The organism is Streptomyces sp. NPDC042336 (assembly GCF_055581985.1).
In genome coordinates this window covers 1-13099 of sequence record NZ_JBVJEA010000009.1, presented here as the reverse complement: position 1 = coordinate 13099, position 13099 = coordinate 1, and the positions used below count along the sequence as shown (strand labels likewise).

The window sequence follows — 13099 nt, the reverse complement described above, 5'->3', positions numbered from 1 at the left end:
CGGGAGCGCCCGCCGGCGCTCCGGGCGGAGTGCTTCCGCGCAGGTTAGTGCGGCTCTGCCCGCCCTGTGCCGCACCGCCGGAAAATCGAGGGTTTTCCCTACGCCCCGGCCCCACCCGCGTCCCGGCTCCGTCGCCACCACGCCGAACGGCACCGGACACCACGTGAGCCGTGGTGTCCGGTGCCGTCGGTCGTGCGGCGGGGTCAGCCGTGCTTGGCGCGGCTGGCGGCGCGGGCGCGCTCGCGGGCGTCCAGGTTCACCTTGCGGATCCGGACGGCCTCCGGGGTGACCTCGACGCACTCGTCGTCGCGGCAGAACTCCAGGGACTGCTCCAGGGAGAGCTTGCGCGGCGGGACGATCGCCTCGAACGAGTCGGCCGAGGACGACCGCATGTTGGTGAGCTTCTTCTCCTTGGTGATGTTCACGTCCATGTCGTCGGCGCGCGAGTTCTCGCCGACGATCATGCCCTCGTACACCTCGGTGCCGGGGTCCGTGAAGAGCACGCCGCGCTCCTGGAGGTTGGTCATCGCGAACGCGGTGACGGCGCCCGAGCGGTCGGCGACCAGCGAGCCGTTGTTACGGGTCGTCAGGGTGCCGAACCAGGGCTCGTGGCCCTCGTGGATGGAGTGGGCGATGCCGGTGCCGCGGGTCTGGGTGAGGAACTCCGTCCGGAATCCGATCAGGCCGCGCGAGGGGACCACGAACTCCATGCGGACCCAGCCGGAGCCGTGGTTGGACATGTTGTCCATCCGGCCCTTGCGCACGCCCATCAGCTGCGTGACCGCGCCCATGTGCTCCTCGGGCACGTCGATCGTCATCCGCTCGACGGGCTCGTACGTCTTGCCGTCGACCTCCTTGGTGACGACCTGCGGCTTGCCGATGGTCAGCTCGAAGCCCTCACGGCGCATCTGCTCGACCAGGATGGCCAGCGCCAGCTCACCGCGGCCCTGCACCTCCCAGGCGTCCGGGCGCTCGGTGTCCATGACGCGGAGCGAGACGTTGCCGATCAGCTCGCGGTCCAGGCGGTCCTTGACCTGGCGGGCGGTGACCTTGCGGTCCTTGACGACCGCCTTGTTGTCGGCGCCCTTGCCGGTGGCGCCGCGGCCGACCAGCGGGGAGGTGTTGGTGCCGATGGTCATGGAGATCGCGGGCTCGTCCACCGTGATCAGCGGCAGCGGGACCGGGTTCTCCGGGTCCGCCAGGGTCTCGCCGATCATGATCTCCGGGATGCCGGCGACCGCGCAGATGTCACCGGGGCCGGCCTTCTCCGCGGGCTTGCGGGTGAGCGCCTCGGTCATCATCAGCTCGGAGATCCGCACGTTCTGCACGGACCCGTCGCGCTTCATCCAGGCGACCGTCTGGCCCTTCTTCAGCTCGCCCTGGTGCACGCGCAGCAGCGCGATGCGGCCGAGGAAGTTGTCGGCGTCCAGGTTGGTCACGTGCGCCTGGAGCGGGGCGTCCTCGTCGAAGGTCGGGGCCGGGATGTAGTCCAGGATCGTCGAGAAGAACGGCTCCAGGCTGGTGGAGTCGGACGGGACCGTGCCGTCCTCCGGCTTGGTGAGGGAGGCGACGCCGTCCCGGCCGCACGCGTAGACGATCGGGAACTCGATCTGCTCCTCGTCGGCGTCCAGGTCGAGGAAGAGGTCGTACGTCTCGTTGACGACCTCGTCGATCCGGGCGTCCGGACGGTCCGTCTTGTTGATGCAGAGGATGATCGGCAGCCGCTGCTGGAGCGCCTTGCGCAGCACGAAGCGGGTCTGCGGCAGCGGGCCCTCGGAGGCGTCCACGAGCAGGACGACGCCGTCCACCATCGACAGACCGCGCTCGACCTCGCCACCGAAGTCGGCGTGGCCCGGGGTGTCGATGATGTTGATGGTGATGACGTCGCCGCCATCCTTCGGGTGGTACTTCACCGCCGTGTTCTTGGCGAGGATCGTGATGCCCTTCTCACGCTCCAGGTCGTTCGAGTCCATCATGCGGTCGTCGACGCCTTCGAGCTGGTGCGCGGCGAAGGCGCCGGCCTGCTTTAGCATTCCGTCGACGATGGTGGTCTTGCCGTGGTCGACGTGGGCGACGATGGCGACGTTGCGGATGTCGTGACGCGTTGTAGACGCAGCCATAAGTGGCTTACTCCCGGAGGGTGTGAGGACGGCCCTCGCGGACGTCCGTGTCACGCGGGCCTGCCGGGCGGTACATGCCACGGCCTCACCCAATGGTACGGGGCCCCGGAGGCTGCGGCTTGCCAGGAGGGTTCAGGACGAGGGCGAGGCCGAGGAAGGGGCGGAGGGCCGGGAGCCCTGGGCGCCCTTCTTCAGGAAGCCCATGTCCTCGTAGACCGGCGTCTCGAAGCCGAAGGCTCCCGCGTTGGCAAGGTTCTCGCGGGCCGCCACCAGCTGGGGGCGCTGGTAGAGGGGGACGGAGCCGGCCGCCGCCCAGATCCGCGAGTCGGCCTTGCGCAGCAGGTCCCGGGCCTCCTTCTGGTCCAGGGTGGCCATGGCCCGGTCGAAGAGCTGGTCGACCTGGTCGGTGCCGACCCGGGTGTAGTTCTGCGCGACGTTCAGGGAACCGTCGGCGGCCGGGACGGGCTTGGCGTAGATGGGGCGGGCGTCGGTAGCCGGGAAGGCGGAGGCGGGCCAGGAGTAGAGCGCCAGGTCGTACTCGCCGGCGGCGATGTGGTCCTTGAAGTAGCTCTCGTCCGGCACCTTGGTGACCTCGGTGCCGATGCCGATCTCCTTCAGCATGTCCGTGATGCGGTCGGCCACGGTGCGCAGGGTCTCGGAGCCGGGGCCGGAGGGGAGCACGAAGCGGAGGGTGAGCGCCTTGCCGTCCTTGGCGAGCGGAGCCGCCGCCGAGCCGGCCGGGGCCGCGGTGCCCTTGGGGGCGTAGGCGCCGGGCGCGCCGCCCTGCGCGGTGTTCTTGCCGCTGCTGTGCTTCTCGCCGCTCTCCTGGTCGGCGCCGTCCTTGGCGTCGTCACCGTGGTCGTTCCTGGCGTCGTCCCTGCCGTCGTTCTTGCCGTCCTCGCCGACGATGTACGTGCCGTCGTCGTCGCCCTCGGACGTCTTCTCGTCCTTCTCGTCCTTCTCGTCCTCGCCCTTGTCGCCCTTCTTGTCCTTCTCGGCGCCGGCCGCCTCCTCGCCGTCCTTCTTCTTCACCGGGCCGCCGGAGACCCACCCGGCGTCCGCGAGCAGGGCCCGGGCCTCCTTGGCGTTCTGCTCGCCGAGCGCGCCACTGCCGTCGGCGTAGGCGGGCTGGCCGGACAGCGCGAGGTGGCTGCCCACGGGCTCGGCGGGCAGGCCGAGCGGCTTCAGCACCGCACGGGCCAGCTTCCCGCGGTCCAGGGCGCGGGCCACGGCCCTGCGGACGCGCTCGTCGGCGAGGGGGCCGTCGGCGCCGTTGAGGGCGAGCTGGGTGTAGGCGGGCTCCAGCGACTTGCGTACCTCGAAGCCGCTCAGGGCCTGTTGGCGGCGCCGGACCTTCGCCTCGGCCTCGCGCCGCTCCTCACGGGCGAGGACCTCCTCCTCGGCGGCCTCCTCGTCGGAGCCGTTGGCGATCGCCCAGGAGCGCAGCGCCTCGGCGGCGGACCTGCCCTGCGGACCGGGGGCCGGGCTGCCCCCGGGGCCCATGAGGGGGGTGCCGGTGGCGGGGTCCCGGGGCCCGGCGGCCAGACCGACCTCGTCGGCGGTCTCCGGGTCGATCTCGGCGAGGTCGAGCTCGCCGGCGACCAGTTCGGAGACCCGCTCGTCGCGCGGGACGGCGCGCAGCACGATCTGGTCCAGCTTCGCCGGCTCGCCCCACCAGCGCGGGTTGCCGGTGAGGACGACCCGGTCGCCCTTGGTGTCGACCTTCTTGACGGCGAAGGGGCCGGCGCTGACCTTGAGCGTCCGTCGCGCGCCGTCGTTGAAGGCGTCGGGGGTGCCCGTGACGTCCTTCGGGTACAGGGGCGTGAACAGGGCCTTCCAGTCGGCGTAGGGCCGACTGAAGGTGACCTTGACCTCCAGGTCGTCGGCGCCGCGCTCGATCTTCTCGATGCGGTCGTAGCCGGCGTTGCGAGCGGTCCAGTAGGCGCTGTCCTTCCCGGACAGGGCGCGCCACTGGGCGGCGAAGTCCGCGGCGCCGATCTCCCGGCCGTCGCTCCAGACGGCCTGCTGGTTCAGCTTGTAGACGACGACCTGCTTGGGCTCGGTGTCGACGACCTCGGCCGACTCCAGGTAGTCGGCGTCGCGCACCGGGCTGCCGGTCTCGTCCATCCGGTACATCGCGGGCAGCACGGCCTGCGCGACGCGGGTCGTGGTGGCGTCGGCGTCCGACTGGAAGGCGTTCAGCGTGTCCGGCACGGAGTCCACGGCCCAGCGCAGGGTGCCGCCGTCGGAGATCCGGGCGCGGGCCGCGGCGGCGACGTCCTGTTCGGCGAGCGGCTTGCCCGACGGCTCCTCGGAGGTGCAGCCGGCCAGCGCGGGGACCGCGAGGACACCCGCGGTGAGGAAGGCGACCGAACGCGTGACCGCGCTCGGTCCGACGCCGACGTGGGACATCTTGCTACCTCCGGAAGGCCGCGTTTGCGAGATTTGCGGTATTCAGGTTGATCATTTGTATCCGGACGGGGATGCGGCCACTGAAGGGGAAACGGTTCGCCCACGCTGGGAGACACGGCGGCGACGGTGCGTAACGCCACCCGTGCGGCGCAACGCCACCCGCGCTGCACCGACGCGCCCCGGCCAATCCCTGCACATCCCTTCCCAGCGGCCGGTGTGACGCGCGACACTCTCAGGCGCGTGAACGTAGCCCCCGGGACCGGCCGCCTGCCGCCGTGTCCGACGGAAATGAGGTCACGTCTTGTCCGTGCACGACGATCTTTCATCGGTGCAGCGCAGCCTGGACGAGCTGTCCCGGACGGTGACCCGGCTGGAACAGCAGTTGGGCAGCGGTGGACTGGAGGTCCGCCGGGTCCGCACCGACGCCGACCACCTGCGCGAGAGTGTCGCGCTGCTGCGTGCGGCGGCCGCCGCCCCGGACGCGCCCAGGCGTCCGGACCTCGTCCCCATCCCCGACACGCCGTACGACGGCTCGCTGTGGACGGACTCGGACGACGAGGGCCTCGGCGCCCGCGACCGCCGCGCCCCCTGAACCCGACCCGACCGACCGGAGTCGCCCAGTGGCCACTGGTACGGAACCCCCTGCCACCGACCCCCATCCGCGCGGCGGCGTGCACACCCCGACGCGCGCCGCCATCCGCGCCCCGCACCTGCGCACCGACCGCTGGTGGCTGGCACCGGCCGCCACCGCCGCGGGCCTGCTGGCCTTCGTCGTCTACTCGACCTGGCGGGCCTTCGCGAACGCCGACTACTACGCGGCCCCCTACGTCTCGCCCTTCTACTCCCCCTGTCTGGCGGAGAACTGCGAGCCGATGCGCTCGGGTCCCAACTGGGAACTCCTCGGCACCTGGTGGGGCGTCTCCCCCGCGATCATCATCCTGATCTTCCCGCTCGGCTTCCGCCTGACCTGCTACTACTACCGCAAGGCCTACTACCGGGGCTTCTGGGCGTCCCCGCCGGCCTGCGCGGTGGCCGAGCCGCACAAGAAGTACACCGGCGAGACCCGCTTCCCGCTGATCCTGCAGAACGTCCACCGGTACTTCTTCTACGCGGCACTGCTGGTCGCGGGCATCCTCACCTACGACACCGTGCTCGCCTTCCGCGACGAGGACTACGCGTGGGGCCACATGGGGCTCGGCACCCTGGTCTTCCTCGCCAACATCGCGCTGATCTGGGCGTACACCCTCTCCTGCCACTCCTGCCGGCACATCGTCGGCGGCAAGCTCAAGCACTTCTCGCGGCACCCCGTGCGCTACCGGATGTGGCAGCTGGTCGGCAGGCTCAACGCCCGGCACATGCAGCTCGCCTGGGCGTCGCTGGTGAGCGTGGCGCTCGCCGACTTCTACGTGTATCTCGTCGCGTCCGGTGCCTTCGACGATCCGAGGTTGTTCTGATGTCCGTGGTCGACCGGCAGGAGTGGGACGTCGTCGTGGTGGGCGCGGGCGGCGCCGGGCTGCGCGCCGCCGTCGAGGCCCGCGAGCGGGGCGCCCGTACGGCCGTGATCTGCAAGTCGCTGTTCGGCAAGGCGCACACCGTGATGGCCGAGGGCGGCATCGCCGCCTCCATGGGCAACGTCAACTCCGGCGACAACTGGCAGGTCCACTTCCGCGACACCATGCGCGGCGGCAAGTTCCTCAACCAGTGGCGGATGGCCGAGCTGCACGCCCAGGAGGCCCCGCAGCGGGTGTGGGAACTGGAGACCTGGGGCGCGCTGTTCGACCGCACCGCGGACGGCCGGATCTCGCAGCGCAACTTCGGCGGCCACGAGTACCCGCGCCTGGCCCACGTCGGCGACCGCACGGGCCTGGAGCTGATCCGCACCCTCCAGCAGAAGATCGTCTCGCTCCAGCAGGAGGACTTCCGGGAGACCGGGGACCACGAGTCCCGGCTGAAGGTCTTCCAGGAGTGCACGGTCACCCGGGTGCTCAAGGAGGGCCGCGAGGTCTCGGGCGTCTTCGGCTACGAGCGCGAGAGCGGCCGCTTCTTCGTGCTGGAGGCGCCCTCGGTGGTGATCGCCACCGGCGGCATCGGCAAGTCGTTCAAGGTGACGTCGAACTCGTGGGAGTACACCGGCGACGGTCACGCCCTGGCGCTGCTGGCCGGGGCGCCGCTGCTGAACATGGAGTTCGTGCAGTTCCACCCGACGGGCATGGTCTGGCCCCCCTCGGTGAAGGGCATCCTGGTCACCGAGTCGGTGCGCGGCGACGGCGGGGTGCTGAGGAACTCCGAGGGCAAGCGGTTCATGTTCGACTACATCCCGGACGTCTTCAAGGAGAAGTACGCCGAGTCGGAGGCGGAGGGCGACCGCTGGTACGACGACCCGGACCACAACCGGCGCCCGCCCGAACTCCTCCCCCGCGACGAGGTCGCCCGCGCGATCAACGCCGAGGTGAAGGAGGGGCGGGGCTCGCCGCACGGCGGGGTCTTCCTCGACGTGTCGACCCGGATGCCCGCCGACGTCATCCGGCGCCGACTGCCCTCCATGTACCACCAGTTCAAGGAGCTGGCGGACGTGGACATCACGGCGGAGGCGATGGAGGTCGGGCCCACCTGCCACTACGTCATGGGCGGCGTCGCCGTCGACTCCGACACCGCCGCCGCACGCGGGGTGCCGGGGCTGTTCGCGGCCGGTGAGGTGGCCGGCGGCATGCACGGCTCCAACCGGCTGGGCGGCAACTCGCTGTCCGACCTGCTGGTGTTCGGGCGCCGGGCGGGGAGGTACGCGGCCGAGTACGCGGCGGGGCGGTCGGGCGACGGCGTACGCGCCCGGGTCGAGGACGCGCAGGTCGACGCCGCCGCCGCGGAGGCCCTGCGGCCGTTCTCCGCCGAGGCGCACGAGCCCGACGCGGGCCCGCCGGAGAACCCGTACACCCTGCATCAGGAACTCCAGCAGACGATGAACGACCTGGTGGGGATCATCCGCCGCGAGGCGGAGATGAAGCAGGCCCTGGAGAAGCTGGCGGAGCTGCGGGTGCGGGCCCGCCGGGCCGGGGTGGAGGGGCACCGGCAGTTCAACCCGGGCTGGCACCTCGCGCTGGACCTGCGCAACATGCTGCTGGTCAGCGAGTGCGTGGCGCGGGCGGCGCTGGAGCGCACCGAGTCGCGCGGCGGGCACACCCGTGAGGACCATCCGTCGATGGACCGGCGCTGGCGCCCGGTCAACCTGCTCTGCTCGCTGGCCGGCCCGGCGGACGAACTCGCGGCGACGGACCCGGAGCGCGGCCGGATCGCCCTGGAGCGGCAGACCACCGAGCCGATCCGGCCCGACCTGCTCGCCCTCTTCGACAAGGAGGAGCTGGTGAAGTACCTCGCCGACGAGGAACTGGAGGGCCTGTCCGAATGAGCGGCTACGAGGCCCGGTTCAAGGTGTGGCGCGGTGACGTGGAGGGCGGCGGCCTGGCGGACTTCACCGTCGAGGTGAACGAGGGCGAGGTGGTCCTCGACATCATCCACCGCCTCCAGGCCACCCAGGCCCCCGACCTCGCGGTGCGCTGGAACTGCAAGGCGGGCAAGTGCGGTTCGTGCTCGGCCGAGATCAACGGGCGGCCGCGGCTGCTGTGCATGACCCGCATGTCCGTGTTCACCCGCGAGGAGACGGTCACCGTCACGCCGCTGCGCGCCTTCCCGGTGATCCGGGACCTGGTGACGGACGTCGGCTTCAACTACACCAAGGCACGCGAGGTCCCCGCCTTCGTCCCGCCCGCCGACCTCGGCCCCGGCGAGTACCGGATGACGCAGGAGGACGTGGACCGCTCGCAGGAGTTCCGCAAGTGCATCGAGTGCTTCCTGTGCCAGGACACCTGCCATGTGGTCCGCGACCACGAGGAGAACAAGCCGGCCTTCGCGGGCCCGCGCTTCCTCATGCGCGTCGCCGAGCTGGACAGGCACCCGCTGGACGCCGCCGGGGACACCGGCCTGGACCGGTCACGCACCGCCCAGGACGAACACGGCCTCGGCTACTGCAACATCACCAAGTGCTGCACCGAGGTGTGCCCCGAGGGCATCAGGATCACGGACAACGCGCTGATCCCCCTGAAGGAGCGGGCCGTCGACCGCAAGTACGACCCACTGGTGTGGCTGGGCTCGAAGATCGGGCGCCGGACCCGGGACCGGTCCTAGCGCACCCAGCCGTCCCGGTACGACGCCCAGTCCTGTTCCGTCGCCGCGAAGTCGATGTACGCGGCGACGCCGAACCGCTCCCGGTCGGCGTCCGTGCGGGACAGTCCGAGGCGGACGCCGCGGACGGCGGCGGCGACGGTCTCCGCGTGGTTCCAGTGGCCGAAGCGGTTCTCGTGGTAGAAGGGCAGGCCCATCAGGAGGTGGGTCGTGGGCGGGGTGGCCTCCAGCGCCAGTGAGGTCTGCTGGGCGACGTAGCCGCCGTACAGGCTCTCCAGCGGCTGCATGGTGTCGTAGGACATGACGGCGATCTGGTCGACGCGGCGGGCGACCTGGCCGAAGAACGCCTGCGACCACCACTTGGGGTGTCCCGCGACCGTGCCCCAGAAGGAGTGGAAGCCCGGCAGCGGGTCGATCTGGTGGGCGGCGACGGAGAGCTGCGCGTTGCGGGCGCGGGTGACGGCGCGGACGTCGTCCAGGAGGGAGAGGTAGTTCCGGTCGCCCGAGTGCAGCGGCTCCAGGTCGAGGTGGACGCCGTCGTAGCCCACGTCCAGGACCTGGCGGGCCGAGTCGACGACGGCGGCACGGGTGGCGGCCTTCTCCAGCCGCATGCCGTCGGGGCTCTCGGTGGCGAGGACGTCGCCGAGGAAGGCCTGGACGCGGACCCCGGGCAGCTCCCGGTGCACGGCGTCGACCAGCCAGCCGGCCTTCGGGTGGAGGGACTCGGGCAGCGTGCCGTCGTGTTCCATCGGGCCGGTGTGGACGTACAGGTCGCGGATGCCGGTCGCCTTGACGCGGCGGGCGAAGGCGGCGAGGTCCGCGTCGTCCTTGCGGCCGTCGACCCAGGCGTGGCCGAGCCAGATCGCGTCGCGGTCGCGGGTGTACGTGCCGTCGGCGGGGTCGCCCAGGTAGTTGACGCGGAGGGCGGTCTCCGCGGTGAGGAGGGGGAGGAGCAGGACGAGGAGGACGGCGAGGGTGATGCGGCGGGTGCGGCGGAGGCGCTTCTTCTTCTCCGGCTTCCCGTCCGCACCGCCCGTGCCGCATTCGCCGTCGGGCGTGGGTGGCCCCGGCGGGGGCTGATCGTCGCCGGCGACTGCCCGGTCGGGTTGTGATTCGGTGTCTCTCCGGTCCGTGTCCTCCACGGTGTCCCCTCCCTGTGGCCCGGCCCCGGTCGCGGTGGCCGGATTCCGCGCCTACGCTCCGAGCGTGGTGCCAGCGGGGACGACGCGAACCGGTGTTCCGGTTGCGGTCAGGGGTGCGTGAGGATGATCTCCGCCGATCTGCTGCCGCCCCTGGCCACGGCCGGGGCGGCGCTGCTGCTGGCCGGGTACGGCCGGGTGCGCCGCATCCGGCGGGCCCGGACGCGGACGACTCCGGGCCGGGTCAGAACAGGCTCAGCAGGGCCTCCGCGGGGTCGGTGAGCTGGGTGTCGCCGCCCGGCAGGGGCAGTTCGAACCAGACCGTCTTGCCGCGCGGCGTACGCCGCGAGCCCCAGGCCGCGCTGAGCAGGCCGACCAGTTGCAGACCGCGGCCGCCCTCGTCGGTGTCGCGGGCGCGGCGCCGGCGCGGCTGGACCAGGCCCGAGTCCCAGACCTCGCAGACCAGCGTGCGGTCGAGCAGGAGGCGGAGCCTGATCTCGCCCTCGCCGTACCTGAGCGCGTTGGTGACCAGCTCGCTGACGAGCAGTTCCGTGGTGTCGACCAGCGGCTCCATGTCCCAGGCGAGCAGCTGGGCGCGGGCGTACTCGCGGGCCCGGCCGACGCTGCGCGGCTCCCGCGGCAGGGTCCAGTCGCCGACCGAGTCGCTGGGCAGTCCCTGGACGCGGGCCATCAGCAGGGCGATGTCGTCCTCGCCGTGGTGGCTGTCGAGGGTGTGCAGGACCTGGTCACAGACGTCCTCCAGGGGCTGGGCGGGGTCGGTGAGGGCGCCCACGAAGGCCTGGAGGCCCTCGTCGAGGGGGTGGTCGCGGCTTTCGACCAGTCCGTCGGTGTAGAGGGCGAGCAGGGCGCCCTCGGGCAGTTCGACCTCCACCTCCTCGAAGGGCTCCCCGCCGACGCCGAGCGGCAGCCCCGGCGGCACGTCCAGCATCAGCGCGGTCTCGCCGGGCTCGACCAGGACCGGCGGCAGGTGGCCCGCGTTGGCGAAGGTGCAGCGCCGGGTCACCGAGTCGTAGACGGCGTACACGCAGGTCGCCAGGTAGACCTCGGACAGGTCGGCCTCTCGGGGGCGGCGGGCGGCCCGGGTGGCCTGCTGGACGCCTCCCGGCGCGCCGAGGCCGCGGGCGATCTCGTCCAGCTGGGAGAGCACCTCAGCCGGTTCGAGGTCGAGCTGGGCCAGGGTGCGTACGGCGGTGCGCAGTTCGCCCATGGCGACGGCGGCGCGCAGACCGCGGCCCATGACGTCGCCGACGACCAGCGCGGTGCGGTGCCCGGGGAGTTCGATGACGTCGAACCAGTCGCCGCCGACCTCGCTGGCCCGGCCGGTGGCCGCGTTGCCGGGCAGGTAGCGGCAGGCGATGTCGAGGCCGGAGGCCTCCGGGTCGCCGGGCGGGAGCAGCGAGCGTTGCAGTATCAGCGCGCGTTCGTGTTCGCGCCGGTAGAGGCGGGCGTTGTCGATGCAGACGGCGGCGCGCGCGGCCAGTTCCACCGCGAGGTTGCGGTCGCGGTCGCCGAACGGCTCGCTGCCCTTGGTGCGGGCGAACTGGACGAGGCCGACGACCGTGTCGTGGGCCACCATCGGCACGGCGAGCGTGGACTGCACGAGGCCGCCGTCCTCGGCGGGGACGGCGCGCGGCCGGGCGGTGCGCAGGGCGTCCGCGCAGGGCGAGTTGAACGGGTAGTGGTGGACGGCGCCGAGCTTGACCCGCTCGCCGGTGCCGAGGAAGGGCGCGTCCGAGACCGCACTGGAGAAGGCGACACGGCGCAGTTCCGCGCTGCCGTCGGCGAGGCCGGGCGGGGACTGGTCGCCGACCAGCAGGCCCTGGTAGAGGTCGACGGTGGCCAGGTCGCAGAAGCCGGGGACGACCACGTCGAGGAGTTCGCGGGCGGTGGTCTCCAGGTCGAGGGAGTTGCCGATGCGGGCACCGGCCTCGTTGAGCAGGGCGAGGTTGCGCCGGGCGGCGGCGGCCTCGCGGGCTGCCTGGCGGCGGGCGGTGATGTCGGTGCCGAGCCAGGCGACGCCGATGGGCCGGCCGGAACCGCTGTGCACGCGGTAGAGGTTGACGGACCAGTGGCGGCGTTCCTCCGAGCCCGGCACGAAACCCGTGACGTGCATGTCGGTGATGGAGCCGCCGGTCTCCAGGACCCGGCGCAGGGTCGCGGAGACCCGGTCGGCCTCGGCGCGCGGCAGGTAGTCGTGGACGCCCTTGCCGCGGTGGTCGTCGGGTGTGCCGCCGAAGGTGGAGGCGAACCGCTGGTTGGCACGGCGCACCCGCAGGTCGGGGTCGATCAGCAGGAAGCCGAACGGAGACTGGCCGAATATGGCCTGCGACGCGGCGAGATCGGTCTCGATGCTGCGCAGGACGCGGACGTCGACGACGATGCAGACGGCGGCCCTCTCCCCGTCCTCCGTGCGCGTCGGCATGACGTACACCTCGGCGAGCCCGCGCCGTGCGCGCCGTCCGCCCTCCGGCAGTTCGGTTCCGGTGGCCTCGTCCGGGGCGCGGAAGGGGACCACGCCGGTCCACTCCCGCCCGTCGAGGATCTCGGTCATCTTGCGCTGGCCGCGTTCGCGCAGGTCGGGATCGATGAAGGCCTCGATGGGGTCCGTGCCCACGGCGTCCTCGGCCCGGATGCCGAGCAGTTGCTCCGCGCGCAGGCTCCACTGGTCGACGAGGCCATCGGGGCCGATGGAGAAGGAGGCGACCTTGATGTAGTCGTAGATGGAGCCGGGCGGGCTGCTCTGCCACACCGCGTCACCGAGTGGCGCGTCTGCCGACGGGCCCTCGGACTCCGTGGACTCCGTGGGCTCCTTGGCCCTCGCTGGTATCTCGCTCACGCGAACCGTCCCCTCCAGCTCACCGCGTCCGGCACCGGTCACCGGAGGCGGCTGCCCGCAGTATCCAGCACTACGGCGCCGCACGACACGGTGTTCACGATCACAGCACGGTCCCGATGGTTTTCGGTCCGGACCGTGACAACACTTCCAGTCTTCTAACCAGCGGACACGGCATCGAATCACGGAGTCCCACAACTGCCACTGGCCTGAACCGGTCGACGACCCGGAGCATGGTTGATATGAGGACATTTCGGATTCCCGACCGGAGCGGTGGCGACGGTGCGTCACGAGGCCGTCGCGCTAGTCTTCTGAGTCGGGAATTCTGTTCAGATAGTTGGCGAGGCGTTCGAGGATCTCGTCCGCGGTCTTGGTCCAGACGTAGGGCCTGGGGGCGG

Annotated in this window: 8 protein-coding genes; 4 read left to right on the top strand and 4 right to left on the bottom strand. The window is 71.7% G+C overall.

All coding sequences use genetic code 11. The features are described from left to right. Positions 1–203 precede the first annotated feature (203 nt). Together typA and ACZ6IM_RS20265 are read right to left on the bottom strand one after the other, a co-directional pair. Positions 204–2120 carry a translational GTPase TypA gene (gene typA / locus ACZ6IM_RS20270; protein WP_052840865.1) on the bottom strand — a complete coding sequence of 639 codons (1917 nt, stop codon included), beginning with the start codon at positions 2118–2120 and terminating at the stop codon, positions 204–206. Between the two features lie 132 nt (positions 2121–2252). Next, a complete protein-coding gene (locus tag ACZ6IM_RS20265) occupies positions 2253–4532 on the bottom strand; it encodes an ABC transporter family substrate-binding protein (RefSeq protein ID WP_469557947.1) in 2280 nt (759 codons plus the stop codon). A gap of 301 nt (positions 4533–4833) precedes the next feature. Here ACZ6IM_RS20265 and ACZ6IM_RS20260 point away from each other — a divergent pair, with 301 nt between their 5' ends. Genes ACZ6IM_RS20260 through ACZ6IM_RS20245 form a run of 4 tightly spaced genes read left to right on the top strand, consistent with a single transcriptional unit; the run spans position 4834 to position 8711 of the window. Continuing rightward, complete coding sequence (locus ACZ6IM_RS20260; protein ID WP_052840867.1) at positions 4834–5124, top strand: hypothetical protein; 291 nt, start codon at positions 4834–4836, stop codon at positions 5122–5124. Between the two features lie 28 nt (positions 5125–5152). Next, positions 5153–5986: a hypothetical protein gene (locus ACZ6IM_RS20255; protein WP_052840868.1), complete on the top strand. Its 834-nt coding sequence runs from the start codon at positions 5153–5155 to the stop codon at positions 5984–5986. Then, on the top strand, positions 5986–7935 hold the full coding sequence (locus ACZ6IM_RS20250) for a fumarate reductase/succinate dehydrogenase flavoprotein subunit (protein WP_052840869.1): 1950 nt from the start codon (positions 5986–5988) through the stop codon (positions 7933–7935). The genes ACZ6IM_RS20255 and ACZ6IM_RS20250 overlap by 1 nt, the downstream gene beginning before the upstream one ends. After that, positions 7932–8711 carry a succinate dehydrogenase/fumarate reductase iron-sulfur subunit gene (locus ACZ6IM_RS20245; RefSeq protein ID WP_469557942.1) on the top strand — a complete coding sequence of 260 codons (780 nt, stop codon included), beginning with the start codon at positions 7932–7934 and terminating at the stop codon, positions 8709–8711. The genes ACZ6IM_RS20250 and ACZ6IM_RS20245 overlap by 4 nt, the downstream gene beginning before the upstream one ends. On the opposite strand, the gene ACZ6IM_RS20240 is transcribed toward ACZ6IM_RS20245, so the two are convergent. Both ACZ6IM_RS20240 and ACZ6IM_RS20235 read right to left on the bottom strand, forming a co-directional pair. After that, positions 8708–9850: a glycoside hydrolase family 18 protein gene (locus ACZ6IM_RS20240; RefSeq protein ID WP_052840871.1), complete on the bottom strand. Its 1143-nt coding sequence runs from the start codon at positions 9848–9850 to the stop codon at positions 8708–8710. The genes ACZ6IM_RS20245 and ACZ6IM_RS20240 overlap by 4 nt on opposite strands. Before the next feature lie 241 nt (positions 9851–10091). Continuing rightward, positions 10092–12704, bottom strand: a complete 2613-nt coding sequence (locus ACZ6IM_RS20235; RefSeq protein ID WP_469557937.1) for a SpoIIE family protein phosphatase — start codon at positions 12702–12704, stop codon at positions 10092–10094. Positions 12705–13099 lie beyond the last annotated feature (395 nt).

Bases quoted from the DNA above. Each gene is read 5' to 3' on its own strand.
- typA (WP_052840865.1), bottom strand. From the start codon at position 2,120: ATGGCTGCGTCTACAACGCGTCACGACATCCGCAACGTCGCCATCGTC.
- ACZ6IM_RS20265 (WP_469557947.1), bottom strand. From the start codon at position 4,532: ATGTCCCACGTCGGCGTCGGACCGAGCGCGGTCACGCGTTCGGTCGCC.
- ACZ6IM_RS20250 (WP_052840869.1), top strand. From the start codon at position 5,986: ATGTCCGTGGTCGACCGGCAGGAGTGGGACGTCGTCGTGGTGGGCGCG.
- ACZ6IM_RS20245 (WP_469557942.1), top strand. From the start codon at position 7,932: ATGAGCGGCTACGAGGCCCGGTTCAAGGTGTGGCGCGGTGACGTGGAG.